The organism is Lysobacter sp. TAB13, from assembly GCF_052113885.1.
Taxonomy (GTDB): Bacteria; Pseudomonadota; Gammaproteobacteria; order Xanthomonadales; family Xanthomonadaceae; genus Lysobacter; species Lysobacter gummosus.
In genome coordinates this window covers 163,062-178,105 of the sequence record NZ_JBFRDR010000003.1, presented here as the reverse complement: position 1 = coordinate 178,105, position 15,044 = coordinate 163,062, and the positions used below count along the sequence as shown (strand labels likewise).

Genomic DNA, 15,044 nt, shown 5'->3' with positions numbered 1-15,044 from the left:
GCGCATGAAGAATACGTTCTCGCAAGCGATGGCGTGGCTGCACACCTGGGCCGGGTTGGTGATCGGCTGGCTGCTGTTCGTGATCTTCGTCGGCGGCACCATCGCCTGCTTCGACAAGGAACTCACCCACTGGATGCAGCCGGCGCTGCACGGCCACGAGCGCAGCGCCGACAGCGTCAATCTGGCCAATGCGGTCGAGCGGTTGCAGAAGATCGCCAAGCCGCATCCGCATGCGTACTACCTCACCTTGCCCGGCGAGCGCGGCAAGTCGCTGGAAGGCGGCGTGTACTACGACGCCGGCACGCCGGACCTGGTCACGCTCGATCCGGCCAATGGGCAGAAGATTCCCGAAACCGCCGGCGGCGAGTTCTTCTTCACCCTGCACTACAACCTGCATGCCCAAACCTTGGGTATGTACATCGTCGGCCTGGCCGGTATGTTCATGCTGATCGCGATCCTGACCGGCATCGTGATTCACAAGCGCATCTTCAAGGACTTCTTCACCTTCCGGCCGAAGAACGGCGGCCAGCGCGCGTGGCTGGACGGACATAACCTCACTGGCGTGCTCGGGCTGCCGTTTCATCTGATGATCGCCTACACGGGCGTGGCGATCTTCGTCGCCAACTACATGCCGGCGGGCTTGTTCGCGGCCTACAACGGCGATGCGGAGAAGTTCTTCATCGAGGCCAGCGACAGCTACGAGCGGCCAGAAACGCACAAGGCGCTCAAGAGCATCTATCCGATCGACAAGCTGGTCGCCGACGCGCGCGCGCGCCTGGGCCAGCCGGTCACCTGGGTCAGCGTGCACCATCCCGACGACACCAGCGCGACGATTTCCTTCGGCGGCGACCACAGCCGCGATGTGGCCTGGAACTACCGCTCGGTGTTCTACGACGCCAACGACGGCAAGTTCCTGCACCAGTCCGGGCCGATGGCGCCGGGCTACCAGACCTATACCTTCATCGGCGGCATGCACATGGCGCAGTGGGGCGGCAGCGCGCTGCGCTGGCTGTACTTCGTCATGGGCATCGCCGGCTGCGTGATGATCGCCAGCGGCATGCAGGTGTGGGTGAGCAAGCGCGCGAAGAAGATCGCCGAGGCCGGCAACGTATCGGGCTATGCGCTGGTGCAGGCCTTGAACCTGGGCGTGGTCGGCGGCCTGCCGCTGGCGAGCGCGGCGATGGTGATCGGCAATCGTTTGATCCCCGCCGATGTCGCCGCGCGCGCCAACGTGGAGATCGCCGTGTTCTGCGCGGTGTGGATCGCCGCGACCTTGTACGCGGCGATTCCAGCGGTGCACAAGCGCGGATGGGGCCAGTTCTTCGCGATCAACGCCGGCGCGTTCGCGCTGATTCCGCTGGTCAATTTCGCCACCGCGCCGAACAGCCACCTGTTCGCGACGATCGGCCGCGGCGATTGGTCGTTGGCGGCGGTGGATCTGACCGCGCTCGCGCTCGCCGCCGGCTTCGCTGCGCTGGCGCGGCATTCGTTCGTCAAGGCGCGCCTGCCGGTCGAAGCGCGTAAGCCGCGCCGCAACGATCGCGCCGGCGCCAACCAACCCGCGCTCGCGGATCGCTGAGGAGACGCGCGCATGCTGTGGTTGGGATTGTGTCTGGGTGTCGCGGCGTGGTGCCTGCTGAGTCTTGGGCTCGCAAAGCACCATCAGCAAGTGTTCGCGAGCGCGTTCAACGCCGGTCGCGCACGCGCGCTGCGCGCCGGCGGCTGGCTGCTGCTGGCCGTGGTGTTCGCTTTGTTCGTCTATCGCCTGGGTTGGGCGCAAGGCCCGATCTTCTGGTTCGCCGCGCTGATCGTCTCGGCGCTGGCCTGGACCTTGCTGATGACGATGGCGCCGAAGGCGAGCATCAAGGTCGCGGCAATGGTGTTGCTGAGCGGAGTCGCTTCGATTCCGTTGTGGCTTGGCTGAACCCATGGCGGGCTTTTGTAGGAAGGGCTTCAGCCCCGATGCTCTTGTCTCAGATCGTCCGATTGTCCGGCGACTTGAGACAAGAGCATCGGGGCTGAAGCCCCTCCCACAATTGAGACGAAAGCATCGGGGCTGAAGCCCCTCCCACAGTTAGTGCTGCAGCGCTGTCCGGCTCAGCCGATCGCCGACTGCGCCGGCACCGCCGTCAACTGCGGCCAGCGCTTGAGCACCGAGGCGCGGATCGAAGCCGCATCCAATCCGGCTTCGGCCAGCAGTTGTTCGCGGCTGGCGTGATGCTGGAATTCGTCCGGCAGGCCCAGGTGCAGCACGGGCAGGACGATGCCTTCGGCCGCGAGCAATTCGGCCACGCCGCTGCCGGCGCCGCCGGCGACGACGTTGTCTTCGGCGGTGACGAAGCCTTCGTGCGTGCGCGCCAGCTCCAGGATCAACGCGCGATCCAGCGGTTTGACGAAGCGCATGTTGACCACGGTCAAGCCGAGTTCGGCGGCGACGGCTTCGGCCGCCGGCACGATCGCGCCGAAGGCGAGCAGGGCGATACGCGAGCCCTGGCGGCGCAGCTCGGCCTTGCCGATCGGCAAGGTGTCCAGGCCCGGCTGGATCGCCGTGCCGGGGCCGGTGCCGCGCGGGTAACGCACCGCGGCGGGGCCTTCATAGCGATGGCCGGTGCTGAGCATCTTGCGGCATTCGTCTTCGTCGGCCGGCGCCATCACGACCATGTTCGGCACGCAGCGCAGGTAGGACAGATCCAGGTTGCCGGCGTGGGTGGCGCCGTCCGGGCCGACCACGCCGCCGCGATCGATCGCGAACAGTACGTCGAGGTTCTGGATGGCGACGTCGTGCACCAGTTGGTCGTAGCCGCGCTGCAGGAAGGTCGAGTAGATCGCGACCACCGGCTTGGCGCCTTCACAGGCCATGCCGGCGGCGAGGGTGACCGCGTGCTGCTCGGCGATGGCGACGTCGAAATATCGCTGCGGGTATTCCTTGCTGAAACGCACCAGGCCCGAGCCTTCGCGCATCGCCGGGGTGATGCCCAGCAGGCGCTCGTCGGCGGCGGCCATGTCGCACAGCCATTCGCTGAAGATGTCGGTATAGGTCGGCTTCTTCGCGCCGGGCTTGCTGACCAGGCCCTTCTCCGGATCGAACGGGCCGACCGCGTGGTAGCCGATCTGATCGTCCTCGGCCAGCTCGTAGCCTTTGCCCTTGGTGGTGATGATGTGCAGCAACTGCGGACCCTTAAGGCCCTTGAGCGTCTTCATCGCCGCGAGCAGGGCGGGCAGGTCATGGCCGTCGATCGGGCCGGTGTAGTGGAAGCCGACTTCCTCGAAGAACGTGGACGGCACGAACATGCCCTTCCAGTGTTCTTCCCACCGGCGCACGAACTTGGCCGCGGGCTTGCGCTTGTCGCCGAGCAGCTTCTTGCCGCCTTCGCGGATCGCGTTGAGCGTGCGGCTGCCGGTGAGGCGGCCGAGCATCTTGGTCACGCCGCCGACGTTCTCGGAGATCGACATCTGATTGTCGTTGAGGATCACCAGCAGGTTCGGTTCCGGATCGGTCATGCCGCCGGCGTGAGCGAGGGCTTCGAAGGCCATGCCCGCGGTCATCGCGCCGTCGCCGATCACCGCTACGATCTTGCGCTCGTCGTTCTTGCGCTGCGCGGCGATGGCCATGCCGAGCGCGGCCGAGATCGAGGTCGAGCTGTGGCCGACGCCGAAGGTGTCGTATTCGGATTCGTCGCGCTTGGGGAACGGGGCGACGCCGTCCTTCTGCTTGACGGTGTGGATCTCATCGCGGCGGCCGGTGAGGATCTTGTGCGGATAGCACTGGTGGCCGACGTCCCACACCAGGCGGTCCACCGGCGTTTCGTACAGCCAGTGCAGGGCCACGGTGAGTTCGATGACGCCCAGGCCGGCGCCGAAGTGGCCGCCCACCAGAGCGACTTGTTCGATCAGGTAAGCGCGCAGTTCCTCGGCGATCGCCGGCAGTTCCTCTTCCGGGAAGCGGCGCAGGTCGGCGGGGGCCTGGATACGGGAAAGACGCGGGTAGCGCTGTGAATCGATCATCACGACCATCTGGCATTCAGCTAGTCGAGCATTGTCCTGCCACTGTGTGAGCCGGGCAAGAAGTGTGACGATTTGATGTTCACACTGGCGAACATGGCCAGAGTCGGCCTGTTGCGAGCGTGACCGAGGTCCGGTTAAGCCGGCGGCGCGTTCGCCGCCGTTGGCGTGCGTTGGGCGGCGTTGACGGGGCTTGCGCGGCCGATGCCGGGCGAGCCCCTGCGACGCTGCGTCGCAGCCGGATCAGCGCCCGCGCAGGCGTCCGAACAGGCCGCCCGACTTGGCCGGCTCGACCGGGGTCGGATCGCCCTCGGGCTCGGCGAAACCGGTGGCGAGGTTGGCGTTGATGAAATCGGCGACCTCGGCCTCGGTCACGCCGCTGGCTTCGGCGATTTCGCCCAGCGAGGCCGGCGCTTTCATCATCACCGTGGCGATGCGGAAGTGCTTCGGGTACTCGCGCTCGGTCTGCGGCCACTTGGTCATGCGGTAGCGGCGCGAGGGGTCGTAGCCCGGGGCCAGGCGGCCGTGGCCGGCGAGCAGGTTGCCGAACCACACCAGGCGGATCAGCGGCATCGGCGCGCCGAGCTGGGCGGCGGCGCTGTCCCACTGCGCGGCCGGCAGGATCTCGAATTCCGACGGCGCGAAGCCGCGCTCGAACAGGCCGGCCAGCGGCTTGAGCGCGGCCGGGCCGTGATATTTGCGCTGATCGGCGTCGATCAGGATGCGCTCGGCGCCGCTGGCGACCCGCAACAGGCCGCGCAGGCGGCCGGGCACCAGCCAGTCGAGCATGCCGTCGCCGCTGAGGGTGACGGCGGGGCTGAGCGAAGAGGGCGCCGCGGCCTGGGCCGGAGCGCGAGGCACGGCGGCGGGTGCCGCCGGTACCGCCGCGACGGGCGCAACCGCGGCGGGCGCGGCGATCGGAGTCGGAGCGGGCGCCGGAGCAGGTGCGGGAATCGGCGCCGGGGCAGGCGCCGCCGGAGCCGGAGTCGGAGTCGGAACCGAAGCTGCCGCCACCTGCGCCGCCGCCTTGGCCTGGGCCAGATCGGTCTGCAGCAGTTCGACCACCACATCCGGCAGCGCCGCGGTCGGGTCGGTGCGCGGCTGCTGAGGAATCTCCACCGTCGCCGGCACCACCGGCGCGGCGGGCGGGGGCGGGGTCGGCAGCGACTGGCCGCTCTGGGTCGCGATCTCGCCGAGCAGGCGGGCGATCGAGTCGGCGCTGAAAGGATGCGGCAGCAGGTAATCGGCCTGGGTGCGCTGCGCCGCGGTCAGCGCGACCACGGCCTTGCCCGAGGCGTGCAGGCGCAGCCAGCTCATCGGACCGTACATGCTGTCCATGTCGACGACTACGAAGTCGGCCTGCTGTTCCGGCACCAGGGTCCAGTGACCCCCGAGTTGGGCATTGGCGACCTTGAAGGCCGTCTGCAAAGCAGACTCCGTCGCCGGGTCCATGCCGGTCAGACCGAGGGTCAAAGGCATCTTGGTTACGTCCTGAAGTCGATGGCGATGAGTGTCCGGGACGACTGTAGTGTCGTCAACGAGCGTTATGCGTCGCATATGCGCGCGTATCGGCACATTCTGTGTGCGTGGCCCCAGGATACTGCGACGCGCTTCACGACTTAAGCGCTAAGTCGCGCGTTCTTCGGCAGCTGGTTTTTCAAGAACGCCATCTGGTCGGCGAGGATGTTGCGGTTCGACAGGATCAGATGCTCGACCCAGCTCGGCCGGTACGGCACCGCCAGCAGCGGCATGCTCGCTTGCTGCGGAGTGCGGTTGCCCTTGCGCGAATTGCAGGCGAAGCAGGCGGCGACCACGTTCTCCCAGATGTCGCGCCCGCCCTTGGACACCGGCACGACGTGATCGCGGGTGAGGTGAGGGCGGTGGAAGTCGTGACCGCAGTACATGCACAGATGGCCGTCGCGCGCGAACAGCGCGGCGTTGGTCAGCGCGGGCGTGGGATCGAGCGCGCCGGGACGCGCATGGCCGCGCGCGGCGACGATGGGATGCAGCTCGAGCACGCTGCGCTCGCCGGTGAAACGGTTGATGCCGCCGTGCACTTCCAGGCAGGGATCGCCGAGGGTCCAGGCGACCGCGCCGCGTGCGTACAGGCAGCTGGCCTCTTGCCAGTTCATCCAGTCGAGCACGCGCCCATGCGCATCGAGCGACAGCAGTCGCACCGAGTTGAGTCGTTCAAGGGCGTTGCGCGGGACGGCGCGCGGGCCGGTCCAGGGCGAGTAAGGATCGCCGACACCGGAGGCATCCGGCTCACGCTGAAGCATTTCAGCGTGGGTTCCGGTTCGGACCAGGCGGATCTTCGCTCTATCGGTCTCCATCGGGGTATCAGCTTATACCCTCTTGGTTACATTTTGTGTAGATGCCCGGGTGTGTCGGAGGGGGCGAAGGGTGATGTTCGGTGGGGATCGAGGCTTGGGTGTGTGGGGGCGAAGGCGAGGGGCGCATAGCCTTCGGCTCTTGCCTGTTGGTGATGGTTTTGCCGCGATCCGAACGAAGAGCATCGGGGCTGAAGCCCCTCCTACAAGAAACCTCGAAGCCTTCGAAGTCTCTGTGGGAGGGGCTTCAGCCCCGATGCTCTTCGCTCAGATCGCGATGCAGCCAGCACCGCGAAGCCCTCCCATCGAGAGAGCTTCGCGAGCGCGCTCAGCCTCAGCCGCCGAAGCCTTCCGAGCTCAGGCTCATCAACGGCGCGGTGCCGCTGTCGATGGCGGCCTTGTGCGCCAGCGTGCGCGGCAGGATCCGGCTGAAGTAGAAACGCGCGGTCTCGCGCTTGCCGTCCTTGAACAGCTGCGACTGCGACGAGGCCTCGGCCGCGGCGACGCTGCGCGCCCACCAATAAGCCAGCGAGACGTAGCCGGAATAGAACAGGTAGTCGTACGACGCCGCGCCGACTTCATCCGCATTGGCCGCCGCGCGCTTGCCGATGCTCATGGTCAGCTGCATCCATTCGGCCGCGACCTTGCGCAGCGGCGCGACGAATTCGGCCACCGCCGCATTGCCCTCGTTTTCCGCGCAGAACGCTTCGATCTTCGCCAGCATCACCTGCAGGCCCGCGCCCTGCAGCTGCATGACCTTGCGGCCGAGCAGGTCCAGCGCCTGGATGCCGGTGGTGCCTTCGTACAAGGTGGTGATGCGCGCATCGCGGGCGAGCTGCTCCATGCCGTGCTCGGCGATGTAGCCGTGGCCGCCGAAACACTGCAGCGCGTGGTACGTGCATTCCACGCCCCACTCGGTCAGGCAGGCCTTGACGATGGGCGTCATGAAACCGATCAGCGCATCGGCCTCATTGCGTTCCTTTTCCTCCGGCGCGGCGTGGGCGATATCGACCTGCAGCGCGGCGTCGTAACCCATCGCGCGGCCGCCTTCGACCAGCGCCTTGCAGGTCAGCAGCATGCGCCGCACGTCGGGGTGGACGATGATCGGATCGGCCGGCAGTTCCGGGAACTTGGTGCCCGACAGCGAGCGCATCTGCAGACGGTCGCGCGAATAACGCAGCGCGTTCTGCAGCGCGCGGTCGGACAGGCCCAGGCCTTGCAGGCCGACTGCCAGGCGAGCGGTGTTCATCATCGTAAACATCGCCATCAGGCCCTTGTTCGGCTGGCCGATCAGATAGCCCTGGGCGCCGTCGAAGTTCATCACGCACGTGGCCGAGCCGTGGATGCCCATCTTGTGTTCCAGGCTGCCGCAGCGCACCGCGTTGGCCTCGCCGATGCTGCCGTCGCGCGCGACCTTGATCTTCGGCACGATGAACAAGGAAATGCCCTTGCTGCCGGCCGGTGCGTCGGGCAGGCGCGCGAGCACCAGATGGATGATGTTGTCGGTGAGGTCGTGCTCGCCGGCGGTGATGAAGATCTTCGTGCCGCTGATCGAATACGAGCCGTCGGCCTGCGGTTCGGCCTTGGTCTTGAGCAGGCCCAGGTCGGTGCCGCAATGCGGTTCGGTGAGGCACATGGTGCCGGTCCAGCGGCCTTCCACCAGCGGCTTGAGGAAGACCTCCTGCTGCCATTCCTCACCGTGATGCAGCAACGCCTCGGTGGCGCCGTGCGAAAGCAGCGGGAAGTTGCCCCAGGCCAGATTGGCCGCGTCGATCATTTCCTTGAGCGGCACGCCGGCCGCGTGCGGCAGGCCCTGGCCGCCGAACTTCACCTCGGCGGTGAGACCCGACCAGCCGCCTTCGACGAACTGCGTATAGGCCTGCTTGAAGCCCGGCGGCGTGGTGACCGCGCCGGTGGCCTTGTCGTGGCTGCAACCGATCTGGTCGCCGATGCTGTTGAGCGGAGCCAGCACGGTTTCGTTGAAGCGCGCGCCTTCTTCGAGCACGGCATCGAGCGTGTCGCGGGTGGCGTCGGCATAACCCAGGCGCTGGAACTGCGCTTCGGCGCCGAGCACGTCGAACAGGACGAAACGCATGTCGGTGAGGGGGGCTTGGTAGGTGCTCATGGGGGTCCGGGATTTGGGATTCGGGATTTGGGATTCGAAGAGCGCTGATGCAGGTCGCGCGGGCAGTCGGGGCCGTCGGAAATCGAGCGTCGGGTTTGCGATTCCCGACTCCCCATTCCCGATTCCCGGCTTTACCGCATCACGCCCGGCAGCCCGGGCGCAGGACTCAGCGCGCTGCTGCGGTCGATGGTGAAAGTGCGCTGCTTGTTCTGGTCGGGCGTGGCGACGATGTCGCCCTTGAGGCTGTAATTGAGGCCGCGGCCGCCGGCGAGGGCGTCGGCGATGGCCAGCCTGGCGTTGCCCGAAGGTTTCAGGGCGACGGTGACCACGTCGGCCGATTCCGGGCCGATCGATAGGGCCGGCTGCGCCTGCAACTGGCCGGCGCTGTCTTCGCCGAGCTTGAGCTGCAGGTCCAGGCGGTCGAACTGCATGGGGATGCTGCTGAAGTTCTCGATCCGCACGTCCACCGACCAACTGCCGTCGGCGCGCACGGTCAGCTGCTGGATGCGCGCGGCCGGTTCGGAAACGCGGCGTACCGGCCCGGACTTGCAAGCGGCCAGCAGCGCGAACACCAGCGCCAGACCGAAGACCCGAACCCAGACCGCTGCTTTCATGCCGCCGCTCCATTCAATCGACCGTTGGGAAGGCGAGGATACTACGGCGCATGGTGGCGCCGGCAGGGCCGGATCGGCGGTTTCGCGGCTTGGGTCGGGAACCGGCGGGGCGGCGGTTCAGGCCGAGGGCCGTGCCCGGGTCGGGTCAGTCCGCGGCCCCGATGCGCCCGGACGCTTCGCCGCCGCCATCGAGGCGGCGCGCCCTCAATCCAGCAAACCCTTGCGCAGGGCGTAGCGGACCAGCTCCGCGGTATTGCGCACCGCCAGTTTCTCCAGCACCCGCGCGCGGTGGTTCTCCGCGGTCTTCACGCTGATGGTCAGCTGGCGGGCGATTTCCTTCGTGGTCAGCCCTTCGGCGATCAGATGGAACACCTCGCGTTCGCGTGGGGTCAGGCGGCCGTAAGGGTCGCCGAGGTCGCGTTCGGGATGGCGCAGCTGCTCGGCCAGCGCGCGCGCCGCCTGCGGGCCGAAATAGCCTTTGCCGGTGTGCACGCTGTGCACCGCGGCGAGCAGTTCCGAGGCCGGACTGTCCTTGACCATGTAACCGGTGGCGCCGGCACGCACGGCCTGCAGGATGTACTCGTCTTCCTGGTGCATGGTCAGCACCAGCACGCGCACCTCGGGCAGGCTGTCGAACAATCGGCGGATTACTTCCAGCCCGCTCAGGCGCGGCATCGACAGATCGGTGACGACCACGTCCGGACGCAGCGCTTGCGCCTGTTTCAGTGTGTCCAGTCCGTCCGCGGCCTGGCCGACGATATCGATGCCGCCGCTGCGCAGCAGGCTCACCAGGCTTTCGCGGACCATGGTGTGGTCGTCGGCGATCAGGACGCGGATGGGCGCGGGCGGCATGGGCGCAGCGTGCGCAGACGCTCGCCGCAGGTCAAGCCGCGAAGCCTCGTCTGAACGCGGCGGCGCAGCGTTCATGTGTAGTCGAGCGGAACGCGGGCGCTGACCCGCATGCCCTCGCCGGCGGCGCTGCGCAATTGCAGCTGGCCGCCGTACAAGCGCAGCCGCTCGCGCATGCCGCCCAGGCCGTTGCCGCCACTGGCCAGGGCGAGTTCGGGATCGCAGCCGCGGCCGTCGTCGAAGATTTCCAGCAGCAGGCTGGCGCCGCGCCGATGCAGGTTGACTTGAATTTCGCCGGCGCCGGCGTGCTTGGCCGCGTTGGTCAGCGCCTCCTGGGTCACCCGGAACAACAGCGTCTGCAACTCGCCGTCCAGCGGCGGCAGTGCGTCGATTTCCAAGGTGACCTGCGCGCCGCTGCTCTGGCCCTGGCTGCGCACCAGCCAACGCAGCGCCGCCTCCAGGCCGAGGTCGTCGAGGATCGGCGGACGCAGCATGCGCGAAAGTTCGCGCGTATCTTCCAGCGTGTCGCCGCACAGCGCCAGCGCGGCGGCGACGGTGCCGCGCAGCGCGTCGTCGTGCGGCGCCAGCGCGGCGTCGAGTTCGTACAGACGATGCTTGAGCACGGTGAGGTTCTGGCCGACGCCGTCGTGCAGTTCGCGGGCGATGCGGCGGCGTTCGTCTTCCTGCACCCTCCACACCGCGCGGCCGAGGCGGCGGAACTCGCGTTCGTTGCGTTCCAGCCGCTGCAGCAATTGCTGGTACAGCTCGCGCAGTTCGGCCGCTTCGCTCATGGCCGCGGTGCCTGCGCGCGTTCGCGTTCGGGCGCGTTGGCGGCCTGGGCGCGGCTGAGGTCGTGGCCGGCGCGCAGGGCCGGCGGCAGTTGTTCGCGCAGGCGCTGTTGCGCCGCCAGCGCCTGCGCATCGGCGTTGGCGGCCGCGGCCTCGTCGCCGGCCGCGCGCTGGGCCTGCGCGGCGAGCGCGTGCAGGGCGCCGGCTTCGATGTTGTCGCCGCGCCGCAGCAGCGGCTGCGCGTCGCGATAAACCTGCAGCGCGCTCGCCGTATCGCCGTGCGCCAACGCCGCGCGCATCCGCGCCTGCGCCCACTGCAGGCGCAGGCCGGCGTGGCCGAGCGCGGCGATCTGCGCATCCAGCGCAGGATCGGGCATCTGCCCGGCGGCGGTACTCTGCAGCGCGGTCTGCAACTGCAACACCCGCACACCGGATTGGCGGGCATCGCGTTGCGCGTCGGTATGGGCGCGGCGTTCGCCGTCGCGATCGCCCGCGCGCCGCGCCAACTGCGCGCGCAGCAAGGCGGCGATGCCGCGTTGTTCCGAGGACGCCGCGGCCACTTGCGGCGCCAGCGCGTCCAGCGCCTTGCGCGCGTCGCCATCGGCATCGGCGCGCAGCAGCGCCTGCGCGCGCAGCAGCCCGACATCGACCTGTCCGCGCGCGTCGCGACGCTGGGCGAACAAGGCGCCGGCCTGATCGATCTGCTGCAGGGCCGCGCCGATCCGCCCCTGCATCAGCTCCAGCTCGGCCAGATTGCGCCGGCTCACCGCCGCTTCTTCCATCATCTGCTTGGACACGGCGTCGTCGAGCGAGGACTGCAAGCGCTCGCGCGCCTGCGACCACTGGCCGCGCGCGGTCGCCAGTTGGCCGAGGTTCTGCAGCGTGCGGATGCGGCCGGTTTCGTCGTCGAGCTTGGAATAGGCCTCGCGCGATTGCACCAGATAGGCCTCGGCATCGTCGTAGGCGCCGAGTTGGTACTGGGCGAAGCCGATATCGTTGAGTGCCTGGGCGATGCCGCCGGCGTCGCCGGCGCGCTGCCAGGCCGACAGTGCGCGCCGGAACGCGGCCAGCGCGGCGGGATAGTCGCCGCGTTCTTCCGCGAGCAGGCCCAGTTCGTTCTCGACCGCGGCCAGGCCGTGGCGATCGTCGAGCGCGGCGTGCAGTTCGCGCGCCTGCAGCAGGCTGCGTCCGGCTTCGTCGAACTGTCCGGTCAGCACCAGCACGTTGCCGAGATTGCGCAGGCTGGTGGCCAACCCGCGTCGGTTGCCGACTGCGCGGCGCAGCTCCACCGCCTGACGGTACTGCGCTTCGGCGTGATCGTTCTGGCCCAGGCGCGCATAGCCGATGCCGAGCGCGTTATCGGTTTCGCCTTCGCCGTAGCGGTTGCCGCTGCGCTTGAACAACACCAGCGCGCGCACCAGATAGTCGTCCACCGCTTGCTGCGCCTGACCGTGCAGGATCGAGTACTTGCCCAGTTCGAACCACGCGCGCGGGTCGTCGGGATCGCGCGCGGTCAGCGCGCGCAACTGCGTGATGGCGCCCGCGGCGTCGCCGCCCGCGCCCAACGCGCGGGCCAGACCGAGCGCGGCGCGGGTATCGTCCGGACTCGCGCCGACGCGTCCGCGCCAATACGCGGTGGCCGCATCGGCGTCGCCGTCGAGCTGGGCGCGTTCGGCCTTCAGGCGCTGCAGCAACAGCGGCTGCGCGGTGGCCACGCGTTCGCCCTGTTCCAGCGCGGCGTAACCGGCGTCGATGTCGCCGCCGGCCTGCGCGGCTTCGGCCAGCGCGAGCCAGGCCGCGGCGAAGCCGGGCGCGCGCTCGGTGGCTTCCGCGAAGGCCTTGCGTGAGGTTTCGATGTCGCTGCCGCGCCGCGCCAGTACGCCGCGGCCGTAGGGCGCGAGCGACGGAATCGAATCGCTGGTCCACGGCGATAGCGGATTGGAACCGGTGTCGAGTCCGACTCCGAGGGCACGGGCGAATTCATTCGACGAGAACAACGCCGCCACCGCGGCCAGCGGTTCGGCCGCTTGATTCGCGGCGATCGCAGTGCTGTTGCGGTCTTGCCGGATCGATGCGCTGGCCCGCCACTGCGCGCCGGCGCGATCGAGCCGGATCGCCAGCGCACGATCCGCCACGGCGACGCGCAGCAGGCTCGCCGTATCCGGCGGCGCCGCGCCGCTGGGATCGAGCTGGCGCAGCGCTTGCTGGCTGCGTTCCTCATCGACCAAGGCGATGGTGGGGGCCAGTTCCAGCGATTGCCGCAGCAATGCGGTCAGCGCCGCTTGCAATGCGGGATCGAGCGCATCCGCGGGCGCCTGCAGCGGCATCACGAACAATCGGTGCAGCGGCCGCGCCTTGGCCGCGGTGCTTGCGCTCGTGCTCGCCGGAGGCGTCGCGCGCGGCCACCACAGCGCGCCGGCGGCGACCGCGGCCGCGAGCGCGGCGGCGCCGGCCGCGCCGAGCCACATCGCGCGCGTCGGCCGCCAATCGCGCGGCACGTGGCGCGTATCGATCGCGCGAACGACTTCGTCCGCGCTGCCGATGCGATGCGCCGGCTGCGAACGCAGCAGCCGATCGACCAGGCGCACCAGCCACAGCGGCGTATCCGCGCGCAACCGGCTCACCGGCGGCGGCGTGCGCACCATGCGCTGGGCCAGCACTTCGCCGACCGTGCCGCCGTCGAACGGCATCTTGCCGGTCAGCATTTCGTGCAGGATCAATCCCAGCGCGTACAGATCGCTGCGCGCATCGGCGCCTTCGCCGCGCGCTTGTTCGGGCGAAAGATAATCGGGCGTGCCGACGATCGCGCCGGTCTGGGTCAGGCCGCTGCCGGCCAGCGAGCGGGCCACGCCGAAATCGCTGATATAGGCATCGCCCTGGCGATCGATCAGCACGTTGGCGGGCTTGAGATCGCGATGGATCACGCCGCGCGCATGCGCCGCCGCCAGACCTTCCGCGATCTGCCGGGCGATGCGGATCGCATCGTCGAAAGGCAGCGCGCCGTCGCGGTCCAGACGCTTGTCCAGCGCTTCGCCGTCGATCAAGTCCATGCCGATCAGCCACTGCGTGTCGTGGCGGATCAGATCGTGGATGCGCACCACGCGCGGGCTGGAGACTTGGCGCGCGGTCAGCAGCTCCTGGCGGAAACGTTCGAACGCGTCGCCGCGCGCGGCCAGTTCCGGCCGCAGCAGTTTCAGCGCGATGTCGATGCCCAGCGCGGTGTCGTGGGCGCGGTACACCACGCCCATGCCGCCGACGCCCAGCAGCGATTCGATGCGAAAACGCCCGGCCAATACGCTGCCGGGCGCCAGGGCGTGGGCCTGGTACAGCCCGGTCGCGGTGGCGTCGGTCATGGCGTGGTGATCTGCGCGCCGACGATGCGGGTCCAGCGCGGCGCCGCGCCCGGCGGCGACTCGGGCGCGAGCGCGTCGAACGCGCGCTGCGCCAGCAGCCAGACCGCGGCGCTGTCGGCGAAGGCGCACAGCAGTTCCAGATCGAATTCGCTGATCGCCTCACCCGGACCACGGCGGTCGGCATAGACCGCGCCGAGCACGCGCCCGGCATGCAGCAGCGGCAGGCAGATCAGGCTCTTGAGGCCGCCGGCCAGCACCGAGGCACGGCGCGCCAGCCACAATTCGTCCGCGATCCAATTGACCACGATGGGCCGGCGTTCGGACAGGCAGCGCTGGACCGCGCCGACGCTGCCAGAGAAACACTGTCCCTGCAGGGCGTCGGGATCGAGCATCAGGCTGGCGCGGACGCTGAAGTCGTTGTCCTGCGCCAGCAGCAGGAACCCGCGGCTGCAACCGGCCAGTTCGACCACGCCGCGCAGGATGTCGTCGGCCAGTCCGGCGCCGGTTTCGCGCGCGGGCGGGGCGGCGGTGGGCAGCGGCGCGGGCGTGTCCGCCGACGGGTCGGCGCCGATGCCGAGCCGTTCGACTTCGATCCGCCGCGTCCACGCCGCCGACAGATCGCGCCGTTCACGCTGGCGTTGCTGTTGTTCCTGCGCGCTGACTTCCTCGTGCACCGAGAACTCGCACAGCACGTCGCCGAAACGCAGCCAGCAGTCGCTGCGGTCGAGGTGGGTGTCGCTGATCTCGATGCCGTCCACGTGCGAGCCGTTCTTGCTGCCCATGTCGAGCAGATGCCAGCCGTCGGCGTCGTGACGCAATTCGGCGTGGCTGCGCGAAACGGTGGGGTGTTCGATGCGCAGATCGCAATCGGCGTCGCGGCCGATGCGCAGGCGCGAGCCCGCGGGTATCCACCGGCTGATGGCTGCGGCTTCGGGCGGGTAAGCGATCAGTCTCGCCGGCATGGCCGCATCTTACGCGCGGTG

11 protein-coding genes and 1 pseudogene are annotated in these 15,044 nt (G+C 68.9%); 3 read left to right on the top strand and 9 right to left on the bottom strand.

Annotation, left to right across the window (positions count from 1 at the left end; genetic code table 11):
• Positions 1-4: 4 nt before the first annotated feature.
• Both AB4Y92_RS05480 and AB4Y92_RS05475 read left to right on the top strand, forming a co-directional pair.
• A complete protein-coding gene (locus tag AB4Y92_RS05480) occupies positions 5-1,579 on the top strand; it encodes a PepSY-associated TM helix domain-containing protein (protein ID WP_441818715.1) in 1,575 nt (524 codons plus the stop codon).
• Positions 1,580-1,591: 12 nt separating this feature from the next.
• Positions 1,592-1,924 carry a DUF3325 domain-containing protein gene (locus AB4Y92_RS05475; protein WP_441818714.1) on the top strand — a complete coding sequence of 111 codons (333 nt, stop codon included), beginning with the start codon at positions 1,592-1,594 and terminating at the stop codon, positions 1,922-1,924.
• A 173-nt stretch (positions 1,925-2,097) separates the two neighbouring features.
• On the opposite strand, the gene dxs is transcribed toward AB4Y92_RS05475, so the two are convergent.
• From dxs to AB4Y92_RS05460, 3 genes are all read right to left on the bottom strand, one after another.
• The gene (gene dxs, locus AB4Y92_RS05470) at positions 2,098-4,005 is read right to left on the bottom strand and encodes a 1-deoxy-D-xylulose-5-phosphate synthase (RefSeq protein ID WP_441818713.1); all 1,908 of its coding nucleotides are present in this window, start codon (positions 4,003-4,005) and stop codon (positions 2,098-2,100) included.
• A 240-nt stretch (positions 4,006-4,245) separates the two neighbouring features.
• On the bottom strand, positions 4,246-5,481 hold the full coding sequence (locus tag AB4Y92_RS05465; protein ID WP_441818712.1) for a hypothetical protein: 1,236 nt from the start codon (positions 5,479-5,481) through the stop codon (positions 4,246-4,248).
• 140 nt (positions 5,482-5,621) lie between these two features.
• Positions 5,622-6,134, bottom strand: coding sequence for an HNH endonuclease (locus AB4Y92_RS05460; RefSeq protein WP_441818822.1), 513 nt, complete (start codon positions 6,132-6,134; stop codon positions 5,622-5,624).
• A 274-nt stretch (positions 6,135-6,408) separates the two neighbouring features.
• Here AB4Y92_RS05460 and AB4Y92_RS05455 point away from each other — a divergent pair.
• Positions 6,409-6,543: pseudogene (locus AB4Y92_RS05455) on the top strand (DUF6053 domain-containing protein); the annotation flags it as partial.
• Positions 6,544-6,666: 123 nt separating this feature from the next.
• Here the strand turns inward: AB4Y92_RS05455 and AB4Y92_RS05450 are convergent.
• The 6 genes from AB4Y92_RS05450 to AB4Y92_RS05425 all read right to left on the bottom strand — a co-directional run bounded on the left by AB4Y92_RS05450 (position 6,667) and on the right by AB4Y92_RS05425 (position 15,023).
• Positions 6,667-8,457: an acyl-CoA dehydrogenase C-terminal domain-containing protein gene (locus tag AB4Y92_RS05450; RefSeq protein ID WP_057943696.1), complete on the bottom strand. Its 1,791-nt coding sequence runs from the start codon at positions 8,455-8,457 to the stop codon at positions 6,667-6,669.
• 131 nt (positions 8,458-8,588) lie between these two features.
• Positions 8,589-9,071: an LEA type 2 family protein gene (locus tag AB4Y92_RS05445; protein ID WP_441818711.1), complete on the bottom strand. Its 483-nt coding sequence runs from the start codon at positions 9,069-9,071 to the stop codon at positions 8,589-8,591.
• A gap of 204 nt (positions 9,072-9,275) precedes the next feature.
• On the bottom strand, positions 9,276-9,923 hold the full coding sequence (locus AB4Y92_RS05440) for a response regulator (RefSeq protein WP_441818710.1): 648 nt from the start codon (positions 9,921-9,923) through the stop codon (positions 9,276-9,278).
• A gap of 71 nt (positions 9,924-9,994) precedes the next feature.
• Entirely contained in the window at positions 9,995-10,711 is a 717-nt protein-coding gene (locus tag AB4Y92_RS05435; RefSeq protein WP_441818709.1) for a sensor histidine kinase, read from the bottom strand.
• A complete protein-coding gene (locus AB4Y92_RS05430; protein ID WP_441818708.1) occupies positions 10,708-14,061 on the bottom strand; it encodes a protein kinase domain-containing protein in 3,354 nt (1,117 codons plus the stop codon). Before AB4Y92_RS05430 ends, AB4Y92_RS05435 begins: the two co-directional genes overlap by 4 nt.
• Positions 14,058-15,023: a GAF domain-containing protein gene (locus AB4Y92_RS05425; RefSeq protein ID WP_441818707.1), complete on the bottom strand. Its 966-nt coding sequence runs from the start codon at positions 15,021-15,023 to the stop codon at positions 14,058-14,060. Before AB4Y92_RS05425 ends, AB4Y92_RS05430 begins: the two co-directional genes overlap by 4 nt.
• Between the last annotated feature and the right edge of the window lie 21 nt (positions 15,024-15,044).